Annotated in this window: 12 protein-coding genes; 2 read left to right on the forward strand and 10 right to left on the reverse strand. The window is 58.5% G+C overall.

Going from position 1 to position 15,373, the window contains the following annotated elements:
• Positions 1–72: 72 nt before the first annotated feature.
• From C1X29_RS03175 to C1X29_RS03200, 6 genes are all read right to left on the reverse strand, one after another.
• Entirely contained in the window at positions 73–495 is a 423-nt protein-coding gene (locus tag C1X29_RS03175; RefSeq protein ID WP_158247897.1) for an AprI/Inh family metalloprotease inhibitor, read from the reverse strand.
• Positions 496–587: 92 nt separating this feature from the next.
• The gene (locus C1X29_RS03180; protein ID WP_102716848.1) at positions 588–2,054 is read right to left on the reverse strand and encodes a serralysin family metalloprotease; all 1,467 of its coding nucleotides are present in this window, start codon (positions 2,052–2,054) and stop codon (positions 588–590) included.
• A 387-nt stretch (positions 2,055–2,441) separates the two neighbouring features.
• Complete coding sequence (locus C1X29_RS03185; protein WP_102716849.1) at positions 2,442–3,527, reverse strand: polyamine ABC transporter substrate-binding protein; 1,086 nt, start codon at positions 3,525–3,527, stop codon at positions 2,442–2,444.
• Between the two features lie 56 nt (positions 3,528–3,583).
• Positions 3,584–3,928, reverse strand: a complete 345-nt coding sequence (locus C1X29_RS03190; RefSeq protein ID WP_102716850.1) for a cupin domain-containing protein — start codon at positions 3,926–3,928, stop codon at positions 3,584–3,586.
• A 29-nt stretch (positions 3,929–3,957) separates the two neighbouring features.
• Complete coding sequence (locus C1X29_RS03195) at positions 3,958–5,364, reverse strand: FAD-binding oxidoreductase (protein ID WP_102716851.1); 1,407 nt, start codon at positions 5,362–5,364, stop codon at positions 3,958–3,960.
• Between the two features lie 51 nt (positions 5,365–5,415).
• Positions 5,416–6,231 (reverse strand): helix-turn-helix domain-containing protein, encoded by an 816-nt coding sequence (locus tag C1X29_RS03200; RefSeq protein ID WP_102716852.1) that lies wholly within the window; start codon positions 6,229–6,231, stop codon positions 5,416–5,418.
• 263 nt (positions 6,232–6,494) lie between these two features.
• Here C1X29_RS03200 and C1X29_RS03205 point away from each other — a divergent pair, with 263 nt between their 5' ends.
• Positions 6,495–6,767 carry a DUF1652 domain-containing protein gene (locus tag C1X29_RS03205; RefSeq protein WP_011334086.1) on the forward strand — a complete coding sequence of 91 codons (273 nt, stop codon included), beginning with the start codon at positions 6,495–6,497 and terminating at the stop codon, positions 6,765–6,767.
• Positions 6,768–6,823: 56 nt separating this feature from the next.
• On the opposite strand, the gene C1X29_RS03210 is transcribed toward C1X29_RS03205, so the two are convergent.
• Positions 6,824–9,298, reverse strand: a complete 2,475-nt coding sequence (locus tag C1X29_RS03210) for a UvrD-helicase domain-containing protein (RefSeq protein ID WP_102716853.1) — start codon at positions 9,296–9,298, stop codon at positions 6,824–6,826.
• A gap of 278 nt (positions 9,299–9,576) precedes the next feature.
• On the opposite strand from C1X29_RS03210, the gene C1X29_RS03215 reads away from it, so the two are divergent.
• Positions 9,577–10,272, forward strand: a complete 696-nt coding sequence (locus C1X29_RS03215; protein ID WP_085683700.1) for a pirin family protein — start codon at positions 9,577–9,579, stop codon at positions 10,270–10,272.
• A gap of 61 nt (positions 10,273–10,333) precedes the next feature.
• Here C1X29_RS03215 and pgm read toward each other — a convergent pair whose 3' ends face one another.
• From pgm to C1X29_RS03230, 3 genes are all read right to left on the reverse strand, one after another.
• The gene (gene pgm, locus C1X29_RS03220) at positions 10,334–11,980 is read right to left on the reverse strand and encodes a phosphoglucomutase (alpha-D-glucose-1,6-bisphosphate-dependent) (protein ID WP_085745729.1); all 1,647 of its coding nucleotides are present in this window, start codon (positions 11,978–11,980) and stop codon (positions 10,334–10,336) included.
• 76 nt (positions 11,981–12,056) lie between these two features.
• Positions 12,057–13,487 carry a PLP-dependent aminotransferase family protein gene (locus C1X29_RS03225; protein WP_085745730.1) on the reverse strand — a complete coding sequence of 477 codons (1,431 nt, stop codon included), beginning with the start codon at positions 13,485–13,487 and terminating at the stop codon, positions 12,057–12,059.
• 49 nt (positions 13,488–13,536) lie between these two features.
• Entirely contained in the window at positions 13,537–14,985 is a 1,449-nt protein-coding gene (locus C1X29_RS03230; protein WP_085745731.1) for a hypothetical protein, read from the reverse strand.
• Positions 14,986–15,373 lie beyond the last annotated feature (388 nt).

Consider the following 15,373-nt stretch of genomic DNA (forward strand, 5'->3'; position numbering starts at 1 on the left):
TACCCGCTTACATTTTCACAACAACTTTTTCGAAGTCTTATAACAGTCGGGTACTTCTTTATATTCGCTGCGTTATTGCTCGACACGCTTGAGCGTCACGATCAGACCCGACTTCAAAGTACTGGAATAAAGTCCGTCATGTTGTCGGCCGAAAAACAGAATTCTGGAGCCTTCCTTGCCGGTGATGGAAAGGCCATCCGGATCGGGGAACCAGCCGATGGCGTTCTCTTGCAGCCAGGCGCTCAGACAGTCGGCGCCGTGGCCCAGTGTCTGGTTCGGCTCAAGGTCGATTACGCAGATGTTGGAAGGTTTGTCTTGCAGTGCCTGCGCTTCGGGGGCGTCATGGGCGGCGGTCAGCTTCGCCTGCCAGTGCCCGGCGAATACCGATGGATCTTCGAGTCTGAGGCTGCTTGCCATGGTTGTTTCTCCAGAAATCATCATCAGCATCGGCATGAAACAGGTGACTGCCATGCGGGAAAAAGGGTTTCGAATCATAGGAAATTTCACTCCGGCGTGTAGCCTTGCGCACGTCGCGAGACGAAGCAAGCGAAGAAAGCGGCGCATCAAGCGCCGCTTTCCCGTTTACATCACGCCACGATGTCGCTGGTGGCTGCCTGGCCAACGGTGCTGACCTGGAAATCAGCCACGCCGTGCCCGGAGAAGTCCACCGACAACAGGCTGTTGCCGCCCGAGGACGTCAGAACCGCATCACCCGCCGCGCCGGTGAAAGCGCTGACGAAGTGCAGGCCTGCGCCCTTGGTGATACCGGTCAGGTCGATTTTGTCGAGACCGCTGACGAAATCGAGGATCTGATCGATCGCACCCGGCTTGGAGTCAGAGCTGGCCGCGAACACAAAGGTGTCCGAACCTGCGCCGCCCCACAGCTTGTCGGCACCGCCGGCGCCCCAGATGATGTCGTTGCCGGCACCACCCTTGAGCTCGTTGGCCGCGCTGTTGCCGATCAGCAGGTCGTTGCCCGAACCGCCGATCGCGTTCTCGATGGTGACGCCCTTGGCGATGGACACGTTGCCCACCAGGCCGCCAACGTCGGAGAACGAGGCTTCATTGAGGTTGATCTTCTGGTTCTGGGTGAAACCCGAGAAGTCGAAGGTGTCCTTGCCGCCCGCATCCCACACCGAGAACACCAGCTTGTCGGCCGACGACGAGGCGCTGAGGAAATCGCGACCGGCGTTGGAGTTGAAGCCGTAGGTGGTGTCACCGGTACGGGTGGTCAGGTTGGCGCCGTAGAGCTTCTGGATCGCTGCGATGTCATCCATCAGCGGGCCGGAGGAATAAGCTTCCACGCCGCCCTTGCTGAAGTTCTGGCTGGTGTTGCTTTCGCTCCAGTAGCTCATGACGCTGTAGCCGCGGGTGTCTTGCCCGTAGGTCGCGTCATTGTAGGTCGGGTTGCCGTTGCCGGCGTTGTAGTCGCCCGGGTGCGCCAGGCCAAGGGTGTGGCCGATTTCGTGGGTCAGGGTCTGACGACCGTAGTTGTTCAGATCCGGATTTTTGTTTTGCGTGTAGCCACTGTTGATCAGGTACCACGACGTGCCGTCGTAACCGGCGCCAGTGCCTGGCAGATAAGCGAACGCTGCAGCGCCATCCTGGCCACCGCTGTAGTTACCGAAGGTCATGTGGCCGTCACCGCCCGAGGCTTTCTCGGTGAAGGTGACGTTGGCCACATCGGCCCAGGATTGCATGGCGAGCACGGCCTGGGCTTTCTGTTGAGCACTGAACTGACTGAACCCGGTGATCCCGTGCTTGTTCATCGTGCTGGACGATGCCGAAGTCAGGAACGTGTAGGTGAGTTCGATCTTGCCGCTGCCATCCTTGTCCTGGTAGGCAGCGCCGTCGCGCAGCAACTGGGTTGCGGCCTGGTCGACGGAAAAAGAGGGTTTGCCATTGACCGTGAGGTTGCCGCCACGATCGTACTGATGGCTGAAGCTATTGATCTGGTTATACGCCGTGCTGGTTGCCGCCAGTGGTTCCGGCGCCGCGCCCAGCTGGAAAGCCTGTTCGGCGGTATCAATAGCGTTAGCTTTTACTTTCGACATAAACACACTTCCTTGTTTAGCAATGGAACAGTTTTTGTCCGATAGCGACAACCTCTGGCGAGATTGTCCTATCACTCGCCCAATGAAGGCGTAAGAAACCTGACACAATTTGAAATCTAACGTCTAGCGTTTTTTTGAGATCAAATTGAACTGTTCCGGGAAACTCCCGTAAACAAAGCGCGTGCTGCCGAAAGAAGTTTGTAAGTGTGGTGAATTTGCCTAATTGTCTGACGATTTCTTATTTAAATATTAAATATCGGTAAGTTGTTTTTTGTTAGCAACGTCTCACTTTGCTGCACTTTATCGGTGCAATGCCAGTGGTTTGATATCAAGTTGATCCAACAGAACATATTCAGGCGAGGGCTGTACCGCCCTCGCCTGTTTTCTTCAGCTGCCAGTACGAATCTTGTTCCACACCCGCGTGCGGATCCGGTCGATGTTCAGTGGCATCGCTTCCAGTGCGAACAGCTTGCCCATCATTTCCGGGCTCGGATAAACCTTGGTGTCGTTCTTGATCGCCGGGTCGATCAGGCTGTCGGCCTGTTCGTTGCCATTGGCGTAGTGCACGTAGTTGCTGATGCCGGCCATTACGTCGGGCTGCAGCAGGTAGTTCATGAACGTGTAGCCGGCCTTCTCGTCCGGTGCGTCGGCGGGCATGGCGACCATGTCGAACCAGATGGCGGCGCCTTCCTTGGGAATCTCGTAGCCGATTTCGATGCCATTCTTCGCTTCCTTGGCGCGGTTTTCCGCCTGCAGGATGTCGCCGGAGAAACCGACCGCCACGCAAATATCGCCATTGGCCAGATCGCTGGTGTACTTCGAGGAATGGAAATAGCTGACATAAGGCCGCACTTTCATCAGCAGCGCTTCAGCTTTCTTGTAGTCCTCGGGATTCTTGCTGTGATGCGGCAGACCCAGGTAGTTGAGCGCCGCCGGCAGCAGTTCCGGGCCGTTGTCGAGGATCGCCACGCCGCATTTCTGCAGTTTTTCCATGTATTCGGGTTTGAAGATCAGATCCCAGGAATCGACCGGCGCGTTGTCACCCAGCACGGCTTTGACCTTGGCGATGTTATAGCCGATGCCGGTGCTGCCCCACAGGTACGGAAAGCCATGTTCGTTACCCGGATCGTTGGTCTGCAAGGCCTTGAGCAATACCGGGTTGAGGTTCTTCCAGTTCGGCAACTGGCTCTTGTCGAGCTTCTTCAGCGCCCCGCCTTCGATTTGCCGCGCCATGAAGTGGTTGGACGGAAACACCACGTCGTAACCGGATTTACCGGTCATCAACTTGCCGTCGAGAGTTTCGTTGCTGTCGTAGACGTCATAGGTGACGCCAATGCCGCTGGCCTTTTCGAAGTTCTTGGCGGTGTCCGGCGCTATGTAGTCGGACCAGTTGTAAATCTTGACCGTATCCGCCGCCTGAGCGAGGGAGACGGCGAGCATCAAGGGTGCGAGTGCGAGGGTCTTTCGGATCATGGATCGATTCCTGTATTGGCTATTGTTGTTGGCAGGCAATCAAAAGGATCAAAACGTCAGAAAATCAGGACATAGGTCTTGCGCACGGTTTCCTGGATATCCCAGATCCCGAGCGTGTTGGCCGGCAACATCAGTGCGTCGCCACCTTGTATGTGCAGGGGTTCGCCGCCGTCGTCCGGGGTGAACGTGCAGCAACCGGAAATGAAATGGCAGAACTCCTGAGCGGTGATCTGACGGCGCCAGCGACCGGGGGTGCATTCCCAGACGCCGGTCTCGACGCCGTCGTCGCGCTCGACGCTGGTGGTCGAGGCAATCGCCACCGGCGTGCCGAGCGGCACGGCCACCGGGTTGGATTCTTCCAGCTGCAACGTGGCGGTGTTCTTGAATTGGGTGATGCTCATGGCGTTACCTGTCTCCTAGTAAACAACGATTAGTGCATGAAACCTTCCATGAACCCGGCCACCTGGCTGGCAAGCTTGCGCCGCCAGGGCGCAGTCGCCGGGTTGGCCAGGGTCTGGTCTTCGTGGACGAAGCTTTTGATGATCGCGTTGTAGCCGAGCCAGCGGCACGGTTCCGGCTCCCATGCCCGCAGCGCGTGGATCCCGCCGTCGGGCAGCACCCACGGCTGATGCGTCAGCTCGGTGTCGCGCTCGAGAATCAGATCCGCAAGCGTGCGCCCACCCAGATTGGAAGCGCCGACACCCTCCCCGCCATAGCCGCCGGACAGCGCGATGCCGTTGGCCCGATCACAGAGCATGTGCGGCTTGAAATGCCGGGACATGCCGAGGTTGCCGCCCCAGGCGTGGGTGATCTGGACGTTTTTCAGTTGCGGGAACAGCTCGCCGAACAGATAGCGACGCAGGTCGACTTCATCACGGGTCAGGTCGAAGTTGTGGCGCAACTTGCCGGCGAACTGATAACCGCCACGGGCGCCGAAAATCAGCCGGTTATCGGCACTACGCTGGCCGTAAGTGACCTGACGACTGAATTCGCTGAACGCCTGCCCCCGGCTGAGGCCGATTGCATCCCAGGTCGCGGCGGACAACGGCTCGGTGGCGACGATCAGGCTCTGCACCGGTAATTGATAACGGCCCAGCGGTGGCAGCGTGACGGAATAACCTTCGATGGCCGGGACGATCCAGCGACTGCGCACGCTGGCCTTGTCAGTACGCAGGCTGCCGGCCTGCCAATGGGTTACCGGGCTGTTTTCGTAGATCTTCACCCCCATGCTTTCAACGGTTCGCGCCAGGCCGCGCACCAGTTTCGCCGGGTGAATGGTCGCCACATGGGGCGCGAAGATGCCGCCGTAAGGTTTGGCGATGCGGATCTGCTGCGCCAATTGTTCGGGGCTGAGCCAGCGGTAATCGTCGTCGGTCAGGCCCTGAGCGTGGAGCTTTTTCAGGTAGTCGCGAAGACTGGTTTCCTGCTCGGGATAACGCGCGGCGCAGTACAGCACCCCGCCCTTGCGGTAATCGCAATCGATGCCTTCGCGTTCGAGGACGACTTCTACTTCATCAGGGATGCTGTGCAACAGATCGAACGAAGCGCGGCGTTGTTGTGGCGAGAGGCCCGCCAGCAGGCGATCCTCACCCAGCAGATTGCCCATCAACCAGCCGCCATTGCGACCGGACGCGCCAAACCCGGCGGTTTGCGCTTCGATGATGACGATGTTCAGGTTTGGCGCCTGTTGTTTCAGGTAGTACGCCGTCCACAGCCCGGTGTAACCGGCACCGATGATCGCCACGTCGACGTCCAGATCCTGCGCAAGCGACGGGCGCGCGGTCAGCGGCTCGTCGAGTTGATCCATCCACAAACTGATAGTGCGCCACGCCGGCATGCAAGACTCCGCCAATCCAGGTTTCGATGGCGTCGATCCTAGAGGCAGAACTCAGGGATTGTCTTGCGCGCGTGTCCGCAAAGAAATTTGCTTCGCGTAGGCCTTGGGCGACTGGCCGGTGTGCTGGCGAAAGCAGCTATAGAAAGCCGACAGCGAATTGAAACCGGCAGCGAAGGCCAGTTCATCGATGCGTAACGGCGGCGTGGCGTTGTCCAGCGACTGCAATAGATGTTGCAGACGCGCCTGATTGACGTAGCGGTAGAAGCTTTGCCCCAACACCTGATTCAGCAAATAGGAAATCTGATTGCGGCTGTACCCGCACTCCTTCGCCACCCGCTGCAGGTCGAGCTCGGGGTCGAGATACGGTTGCTGACGCTGGAAATACTGCTGCAGGTCATCGGCCATGAAGCTCAACTGACGCGGCGACAGGCCCAGTCGACTCACCGCCGGACGCTGGCTGCTTGTCGTCGGGCTATCGGCCTGTTCGCGCACCAGCGAAGCATATTCGTTGACCCGCCAGATCTGCCCGTCCTTGACCGTGATCGCTTCGCTGGAGCGAAACGACACCAGCCCGTTGCCGCCGCGCAGCGTCACTTCGTATTGAATGAATGCGGTGTTGCCGTCGATGCGGATCCGGTCGCAATGCTCCAGCGCTTCGTCGGATTCGCGCGGCATGCTGACCCGCACGTACTCGCGCAGTTCTTCGAGGCCGAGCACGCGATTCTGGAAAAAATCGTTGTACTGGATGTCCGGGTGGTACAGCGCCATCACGCCATCCAGGTCCCGGTGTTTCCAGCACAGGTGATAGCGCATGACCGTTTCGGCCGTGGCCCCGGTCTGTTCCGGGCCGTCATCATCGGCGTGCATAAGGGACTCTTGGAAAAAGAACCGAGCTTGCCCAACTTCTGGCGTTGCATCAACAACCCGACCGTAATGGCACTTTGGCGACGATTGGGTGGATCGTGACTTACATCAAAAGAATCCTCGCAATCGCTAAATGAACTGAAAATTCTCACAGGAATTTCACATTCAGATGCTACTTTTAAAGGCAGTCACCGGTTGAGCCAATGAAGGCTCTTCCCACCTAACATGAGCAAACGGAAGCGCTCGATGAAGAAGGCGGGCAACACATGAACAAAGGGTCAAGCAAAGTCACGTTTCCCAATGCCTGCCAGCTGATGCGCTGGCATTTTCATCCCATGGGTTTCGAGGCGACCATGGATGCGCCGGGCAGTCTGGTCGCGCGCCTGTTCGATCGGGCCAGCGGCGAAACCCTGATCGCGATCGCCGGCATTCCCTGCGCCACGGTCATGAACGCGGCGGATGTGGAGCGAATAATCGAGGCCGTCGAGGACGAATTGGAGGCTTTTATTCCTCCGGAATCTCTCAAGAGTTACGCGTAACTAGCTGATTTAAAATAAAAAGCCCGCTTTGTGCGGGCTTTTTTATGGGCGTTGATTCAGGCCGTTTTCTTTTCCGGACGATGATCGACGAAGAACGGTTTGCCTTTGGCGACCCGGTCCGAAGCCCGAGGCATGTTGACTGCCTGCGTGTCTTGCGGCTCTACGTACCAGTAGCAATGGCTGACTGCGCGGGTGATGCCGACATAAGCAAGGCGCAGGATTTCGTCCTTTTGCGCACTGTCATAAGGCTCGCTGTCACCAGCCTTGCCCAGTCCGGCCATGCGATACACCTGATTCTTGTACGGCGAACTGGTCAGGTGCTGGCAATCGCCCAGCAGGAAGACCGCGTCGGCCTGGAGACCTTTGGCGCTGTGATAGGTCAGTTGTTTCAGGCGTCGGGACTCGTATGGCAAGCTAGAATCCACATTAACTACAGACTGAATATGCTGCTCTATCAACAACTTATCGCTGCTTTTTCGATAGAGCATCAGGATTGAATCGCCCTTTCGATAGTGTTCTGCAAGGCGCTGGCCGAGTGCCTGATCGTCGCGCTCCAGCACGTTGACCGGATGCAACAGCTTCTCTTCGCCGCTGGCCTTGGCCTTCTTGCCGGGAATCGCCGGTGCCGCACGAACGATGTGCTCCGCCGCGTCGATAATGTGCTGATGGCTGCGATAGTTTTCGCTAAGCATCACCCTCGTCGTACTCGGCGACGGGAATTCCTTGTTGAATTCCATGAAGTAACTCGGCGAACTGCCGCGCCAGCCGTAGATCGATTGCCAGTCATCGCCTACGCAAAGCAGCGAGGATCGCTGTGCACCTCGCCCGACGTGCATGGCCGGCCCGCGACTGCGGATTTCCGAGAGGCTGGCGCGAATCCACGAGACGATTTGCGGTGAAACGTCCTGAAACTCATCGATCATCAGGTGCGACATCGGCCGCAGTAACTCATCGCTGAGCAGTTTGAAGTTCTCCGGCGAATGCTCGCTGAACAGCGCGAACATGCGGTTGTAGGTCATGACCGGCGGTTTCTGATCCAGAAGGTGATCTTCCAGCGCTCGCCAGAACAGGCTCAAGGCTTCGAAGAAAAACCGGTCCGGATCGTCCTTGGCGAAACTCATACGGCCAACGGCGTCCGGCACATCCAGGCCCAGGTTCTCGATGAAGCCTGCGGCGGCGACAAAACAGTCGAGCAACGGCGCGGAAGCGAGCTCGCCCTTGACCTTGTAATCGAAGCCGGGACCGGCGCTGACATCGCCTGCCAGCGTGGCCAATAAACGCTTTGATGACTCGTAACTATCAAGCCAGATCAATGGTTTACGACAGAAAGCTTGAAACAGGGTGCGTTTGACTGCCCACTCCGCGCGTACCGTCAGCTTGGCGTTCGGACGACAGACCTGCGGGTTTTCCCGAGGGTCGAAACCCAGAACGACCCAGGCGTCCAGGCTTGGAATGTAGCCGTGGCAATGGAACGAAGCACCGTTGATTTCGAAAGTCTCGCGGCTTGGTTCGATGCCCTTGATCGGCCAGGCGCCGGCGCGGAGCCACATGTCCTCGATCATGTCGCACAGCTCTTCATCGCGCCGGGCCGCCAGCTCTGTCACTGCCACGCGCTTTTGCACGTCCGGGTGATCGCGCTCCAGCTCCTTGAGCTGCAAGGCGTGCCGGGACAATGGCTGGATCAGTTGCGCAAAGCGCGGGTCTTCCTTGTAGAGCCGGTGGTAGCAGGCGTTGAGCTGCTGGCGCTGTGCGTCGTTGATGCGCAGATCGAACGGATTGCTGTCGACGTCTTCATCCGCACCCGGCGCGCGCTGGCTGAGGTTTTCGAATGCCTGCAAGCGCTCGAACCCCGGCAGACTGCGAACCATCGGCAAAATGCGCGAGTGAAACGTACGCACCAGATCCCGCGCGTCTTTCTGACTGAGTGCCCGGCCCCACAATGCGAACAGTTCGATCAGTTTGTTGATGAAGTCCTTGCGCGACTCGCGGGTGAAGGTCACCACGGTCATCGAATCGAGCTCGAAGCCCAAGTAATGACTCAGCAGCAGGATCCGCAATACCAGTGTGGTCGACTTTCCGGCTCCGGCCCCGGCAATCACTGATGTTGACGGCGTATCGCTGAAAATCATCTTCCATTGCGCCACGCTTGGCTGGGCGTGGGCTGGCAGCAGGCGCGCGACATCGGCTTTCATGCGCTTCTTCAGTTCTGCGCTGAGCGGCAGACGCCAGTCGTCGAACAAGTGATTGTCGATCCCCGGCGGGCGATGCTCGGTATTGCGACTGTCGCGGATCAACAAGACCTGGCGGCCCTCTTCCAGCCCATCAGCCTTGCCTTCCTTGTACCCGTAATCCACGCCGGCGGTATGCCCGCTGCGAAAGCCGTCGGCCTGGCCGTGCAACCACGAAGCCCGGTGCTGGGCGCGCAGTTGCGTCAGACCGTGGCCAAGAAAACGCGCCGCCAGGCGTTTGAACCAGGGCATCTCGGCCAAGGGACGAAGTTCGGGAGGAAGATCGGGGGTGTGTTGCGCCACGCTGACGGACTCCGGATGTGAGGCTGTTGAGGGTTATGGTGTCTGCATTTGCTTTTTTGTTCTAGCGAAATGCTTACAGGTCATTGGTTTAGGCGATGAATTGAAGGTGGGATGAGACGGTTTCGAGCCTTTTTCATATCAACCGATTCGATTGGAATGCCGCAGTTTTTAAGCTTTTTCTCGATGGTTGACTGATAGATGATGGCTGCCATCAATCACCGGTCTCGCTTCGTGGCTCAGGCATCGCGCCCCATGACGAACCTTTTGAGGAGACGATCATGCTTGAACTCAGACCCTTCAGCTCGCTGGGCGGCGCCCATCACGGCTGGTTGGATGCCCATCACCATTTTTCGTTCGCCGAGTACTACGATCCGCAACGTATGAGCTGGGGCAACCTGCGCGTGTGGAACGACGACATCATTGCCGCCGGCACGGGCTTCCCTACTCACCCGCACCGCGACATGGAAATCATCACGTACGTGCGTGAAGGTGCGATCAGCCACCAGGACAACCTGGGCAACAAGGGCCGCACCGAGGCTGGCGACGTGCAGGTCATGAGCGCCGGCACCGGGATCGCCCACAGTGAATACAACCTGGAAGCCACGGACACCAAGATTTTCCAGATCTGGATTCTGCCGACCGAAACCGGCGCGCCACCGTCCTGGGGCGCCAAACCGTTCCCGAAAGGCGACCGCGAAGGTTTCGTGACCCTCGCCAGCGGCAAGGACGGTGACGATCAGAGCCTGCGCATCCGCGCCGACGCGCGCTTGGTGGCGGCCAATATCAAGGCCGGGGAAACGGCTGAATACCGTCTTGATGCCGGACGCCGTGCCTATCTGGTGCCGGCTACGGGTGTCATTGAAGTCAACGGTTTGCGCGCACAAGCTCGAGACGGTGTAGCGGTGGCTGATGAACAGGTGCTGACCGTCACGGCGTTGGAAGACAGCGAAATCGTGTTGGTGGATCTGGCCTGATCGGCGAATCGCGGGCACAAAAAAGGGCGACCTCAGGGTCGCCCTTTTCCGTTGTCCGGATTTATTGGGTGCTGATAGCACCGTCTACCAGGGTTTGCGCTTCGGCCACCAGTTGCTTGAGGTGGTCGTCGCCGATGAAGCTTTCAGCGTAGATCTTGTAGATGTCTTCAGTGCCCGACGGGCGCGCAGCGAACCAGCCGTTTTCAGTCATCACTTTCAGGCCGCCAATGGCCTGATCGTTGCCTGGAGCCTTGCTCAGAATGCTCTGGATCTTCTCGCCCGCCAGCTCGGTCGAGGTAACCTGCTCCGGCGACAGTTTGCTCAGCAGCGCTTTCTGTTCCGGATTGGCCTTGGCGTCGACACGCACCGAGAACGGCTCGCCCAGTTCATCGGTCAGCGCACGGTAGGCCTGGCTTGGGTCGCGTCCGGTACGGGCAGTCATTTCAGCGGCCAACAGGGCTGGAATCAGACCGTCCTTGTCAGTGCTCCAGACACCGCCATCCTTGCGCAGGAACGAGGCGCCGGCGCTTTCTTCGCCGCCAAAACCCAGCGAGCCGTCGAACAGACCATCGGCAAACCATTTGAAGCCGACCGGTACTTCATATAGGCGACGGCCCAGACGCTTGGCCACGCGATCGATCAGACCGCTGCTGACCACGGTTTTACCCACGGCAGCATCGGCGCGCCATTGCGGACGGTTCTGGAACAGGTAGTCGATCGACACCGCCAGGTAGTTATTCGGTGCCAGCAGGCCGCCGGACGGTGTGACGATACCGTGGCGGTCGTGATCCGGATCGCAGGCGAAGGCCACGTCAAAGCGTTCCTTCAGACCGATCAGGCCTTGCATGGCATGGCTGGACGATGGGTCCATGCGGATCTGCCCGTCCCAGTCGACGGTCATGAAGCGGAACGTCGAATCGACTTCCTTGTTCACCACATCCAGGTCCAGACGATAGTGCTCGGCAATCGCCGACCAGTAGCGCACCCCTGCTCCGCCCAACGGATCGACGCCCAGACGCAGTTTGGCCCCGCGAATGGCATCGAAGTCGATGACGTTGATCAGGTCGGCGACGTAGGTGTTGACGTAGTCGTGACGGTGGGTGGTTTCGGCCTTGAGCGCTTGCTCGTAGCTGATGCGTTTGACGCCGGCCAGTTTGTTGGCCAGCAGTTCGTTGGCCTTGGCTTCGATCCACTTGGTGATATGGGTGTCGGCCGGGCCGCCGTTGGTTGGGTTGTATTTGTAGCCGCCGCTTTGAGGCGGGTTGTGCGACGGCGTAATGACGATGCCGTCGGCAAGGCCCGTGGTGCGACCACGGTTGTAGCAAAGAATGGCGTGGGAGACTGCCGGGGTGGGCGTGTATTCATCGCCTTCGGCGATCATTACGGTCACGCCGTTGGCCGCCAGCACTTCCAGGGCGCTGGCCCCGGCCGGGGTCGACAACGCATGGGTGTCGATACCGACGAACAGCGGCCCGGTGATGCCCTGGGCTTCGCGATACAGGCAGATCGCCTGGCTGATGGCCAGAACGTGCCACTCGTTGAAACTCAAATCAAAGGAACTGCCCCGGTGCCCGGAGGTGCCGAACGCCACGCGCTGGGTGGAAACCGAGGCGTCGGGTTGACCGGTGTAATACGCCGTAACCAGTCGCGGGATGTCGACCAACAGTTCTGCCGGTGCCGGTTTGCCCGCAAAAGGACTGAGTGTCATGCAAAACCTCTGAAATAGAGTGGTTCAGGAAATTACACCGGAGTTTACTGGCAGTTTGTCCGGAGTGCGATGGGGTCTATTGCGTACAAGCCGAGTGTTTGCGCGCATCTGTCCGCGGAGCCAGTCGCAACGCATCCCCAAGCAGTCCGACAAGTCTTAACAACTCGTGTTCCGTGCCACCGATCGCGCTCAAACGCATGTGCTGCGCGTGCAACCCTCTGAGGCTGAACAACTCCCCCGGAGCAATCAGCACGTGCTGCTTGAGCAACCGTTGAAACACGGCATCCATCACGACCGGGCGCGCAGAATGCAGCCAGATTGTTGCGCCGCCATCAGGTTCCACGATTTGCAGAAAGTCGCCCAGACGCTCACGTATCAAATCGATCCATTGCGTTCGGCGCTCTCTGAGCAAGTGCTTGAGCACTGGCAGATGCTGGTCGACCCGCCCGCTCGCATAGAGTCGGGCAATGGCTTTCTGTCGGATCGGTGACAGGCGGAACGAACGCAGCAGGAAGTGACGCTGCAGGTCCGCACGCCATTGCCGCGACAGGACAAAACCGTAAGGTGCTTCGACCCCGATGATTTTTTCGAACATGGAAAACACCAAAAGACGGTCGGGATCCACCAACTCGCGCAGCGGCTCCCCTTCGGCGTCGTCCAGTAAGTCGCCGTGGCAATCATTTTCCAGCAACCAGGTGCCATGACTCAGCAGCAAATGCGCAATGGCTTCACGGCTGGCCGGCGGGACACGACTACCGTGGGGCATGTTCAATCTGGAGGACAGCAGGATCAATCGCACCCGCTCGCTTTCAAGCAGTCTTTGGAGTTTCTGCGGATCGAATGCCCCGTCCGGCTGAAGCGGCAACTCGATCACCTGAACCTCGGCGGACTGGAAAAGGCGCAGGATCATCCAGTCACACGGCGATTCGATCACCACGGTTGCGTGGCGCAGCTCAAGGACGGCGATCAGGATTTCCAGCACTCCTCGCAGATCGGCACCGATGTAGACGTCTTCAGCGTGCCAGCAATGAGCGGCCGATGACGTGTAGCGGGCCGCCAGCAACGTGCGCAATTCCAGTTCTCCGCAAGGCTGGGCCGGCGTTTGCAGGTGCCGGGGATACTGGCGCAACAGCTCTCGTTCAAGCATCAGCAACGGGCGATCGAGGGGCTGGATCGACGCCGGCTCATCGGCGCTCAATACCTGCATGCCAGTGCACCTGGCATTGACGTACACCGTTTCCAGCAAATCACCGCCGCGTCCGGGCGGCATGACCGACGATGCAGGCTGCGCGAAGTATCCGGATTTGGCGACGGAATAGACCCGGCCTTCTTTCTCCAGTAGCGCGTAAGCATATTGAATAGTCGATATCGAAACGTTCAACCGCTCGGCCAGCTGCCTTAACGATGGCAGTCGAATCGCCCCTTGGTTGCCCGGCTCGCTGATCAGTTGCGTCAGGTAGCGATAGACCGCCTGGTAGGCAAAATCAGATTCTCTCGGCTCACTCATGAGCGTACGTCCGCAGAGGTGTCCGTGTGATCGGGCGACAAAATCCCATTCAACCTTCCGCCGAGCGGTCGCCCAGAGTGACCTCGTGCTCGGGCAACTCCTGAGCTTGTGCGACGTGTTCGCCCATCCGGACAGCCCCCATTGCATATAACCGGCAGATCAGTCGCAGGGGCAAACCGCTGACATCAGTCATCCATTGCAAGACCTGCTCCGGCGCGTGCAAACCCTGCATGGCGCGGTGCAGGTCCGGCATGGCGACCAGCATGCCGGGGTGACAAGTGCGCAGGAATCGCTCGAGACCGGCACCGGAATTGTTGAAGGGAGCGAACAACAGACAAACCAGTTGCGACTCATTGATACTGAAATTCTTTTGCAGGGACGACGTTGCCAGCGACCGATGCTCGGCGAGATCTTTGTCGAACGTGGCAACGAAGCGTTCGCAAATCTGCTCGGGCGTGTTCCTGCGGCGCATCGTGGCCAGGCATTGCTGCAGATAGTCCGATACGCCGGCCTCGTAGGTACTCCCTTCGATGTAACTGGCTTGCAGTCCCTTCAAATAGCCGCCGATCAAGGGATCAGCGCACTCGCCGGGGCGGGCTTCAAGCATCATCTCGTCAGCCTGAAACCCGAGAAAATCGCTGAGCAAGGGCCAGCGCTCCTCCATTTTGCCGACGACCATATCGTCGATCCCGATATAGCTGGTGCGACGACAGGCTTCGAACTCGCCGAGCGGACGCCACGGCACCCGATCGTCTTGCGAGTAGAGTTCGCGATAACAATCGCCGCCGATGTTGTCGAGCAGACTGAACAGTTCATCGAACCCGCCGCCCTTTCGCGACAGATCGCCCATGCCGACCTTGCGCACTGCGCGGTCCAGCCCATCGAGAAACTGCTCCTGACGGTGTGCGCTGTCGCTACTGATCAATGCATCGACACCGTTGTTCCATCGGGCGACCTGACCGTAGAACTCGGCGGTGGTCAAGTACTCGTCATCCCACAACGTCAGCTCCTCATTCCATCCACGACGATGCCCGACCATCAACAGGTCGATTCTGCCGGCTTCACGACCTTCATCGCAGACAGGTGTCAGATGGTTGAAAGGCAGAATCTCGCGATGATCGACCATCAACAGTTCGACCCTCGGATCGTCATGCAGAAACAGGGCGCTGAAACTGCGATGCAGATTGTGCAATGCCGAAGCCGGTAAGCCATTGCTCCGCAAGGTTGCGACCCGTAACTGGAACGTGGCCGGTGCACGCCCGGCAATGCTCAGCTGGGCAGCACGCAACAGGGCCAGGCTGTAGCTGCAATCTCGTGTGCCGGACTGAATCGTCATCACCTTGAATTCACCGATGCGATCCATACCACCGGCAGCGACCGCCAGCCGCTGGATCAACAGCTGCAATGCCGTGCGCTCGGCACGGGAAAAGAAACTCAGCAGTCGTTGCAATACTTGCTGGTAGACATAATTCATTGCCTGATCATGGATCGTGCTCATCAGTACTTCACCCGGTATCAAAGGTTTTATATCGCACGGACGCAAATGGCGGACGCACAATCATTCTTCATTAATTAATAGACGCTGAAATGCTAACACTTAAGCTTTTGTAGTTATTTGAAACAGTTGAGCGCGCGGCATTTTGAAATCACGAAGGGCGTGACCGAAAGCCCCGTAGTTTCTGGGCTCCTTGCAAGGTCGAACTTTCCTAGGAAACTTCTTACAAGCCCCTGCACATGATGAGCACAAGAAAAAAAGAAGGGATTACATGACACGCCTACAAACTTTAAACAAAAGTTTGAGATGCGCTGATAAACAGCAGATTGATACTGCACAGAACAAATAGAATGCACAGACATAGCTCATTCCTTGAGATGAAAGTAGTCAT

Origin of the sequence: Pseudomonas sp. GW456-12-10-14-LB2, from assembly GCF_002884345.1 — a bacterium.
Taxonomy (GTDB): Bacteria; Pseudomonadota; Gammaproteobacteria; order Pseudomonadales; family Pseudomonadaceae; genus Aquipseudomonas; species Aquipseudomonas paraglycinae.

What these genes read in the sequence shown, in the direction of transcription:
- C1X29_RS03175 (WP_158247897.1), bottom strand. Translation starts at nt 495, where the DNA reads ATGATTCGAAACCCTTTTTCCCGCATGGCAGTCACCTGTTTCATGCCG.
- C1X29_RS03195 (WP_102716851.1), bottom strand. Translation starts at nt 5,364, where the DNA reads ATGCCGGCGTGGCGCACTATCAGTTTGTGGATGGATCAACTCGACGAG.
- C1X29_RS03205 (WP_011334086.1), top strand. Translation starts at nt 6,495, where the DNA reads ATGAACAAAGGGTCAAGCAAAGTCACGTTTCCCAATGCCTGCCAGCTG.
- C1X29_RS03190 (WP_102716850.1), bottom strand. Translation starts at nt 3,928, where the DNA reads ATGAGCATCACCCAATTCAAGAACACCGCCACGTTGCAGCTGGAAGAA.
- C1X29_RS03230 (WP_085745731.1), bottom strand. Translation starts at nt 14,985, where the DNA reads ATGAGCACGATCCATGATCAGGCAATGAATTATGTCTACCAGCAAGTA.
- C1X29_RS03215 (WP_085683700.1), top strand. Translation starts at nt 9,577, where the DNA reads ATGCTTGAACTCAGACCCTTCAGCTCGCTGGGCGGCGCCCATCACGGC.
- C1X29_RS03180 (WP_102716848.1), bottom strand. Translation starts at nt 2,054, where the DNA reads ATGTCGAAAGTAAAAGCTAACGCTATTGATACCGCCGAACAGGCTTTC.
- pgm (WP_085745729.1), bottom strand. Translation starts at nt 11,980, where the DNA reads ATGACACTCAGTCCTTTTGCGGGCAAACCGGCACCGGCAGAACTGTTG.
- C1X29_RS03225 (WP_085745730.1), bottom strand. Translation starts at nt 13,487, where the DNA reads ATGAGTGAGCCGAGAGAATCTGATTTTGCCTACCAGGCGGTCTATCGC.
- C1X29_RS03200 (WP_102716852.1), bottom strand. Translation starts at nt 6,231, where the DNA reads ATGCACGCCGATGATGACGGCCCGGAACAGACCGGGGCCACGGCCGAA.
- C1X29_RS03185 (WP_102716849.1), bottom strand. Translation starts at nt 3,527, where the DNA reads ATGATCCGAAAGACCCTCGCACTCGCACCCTTGATGCTCGCCGTCTCC.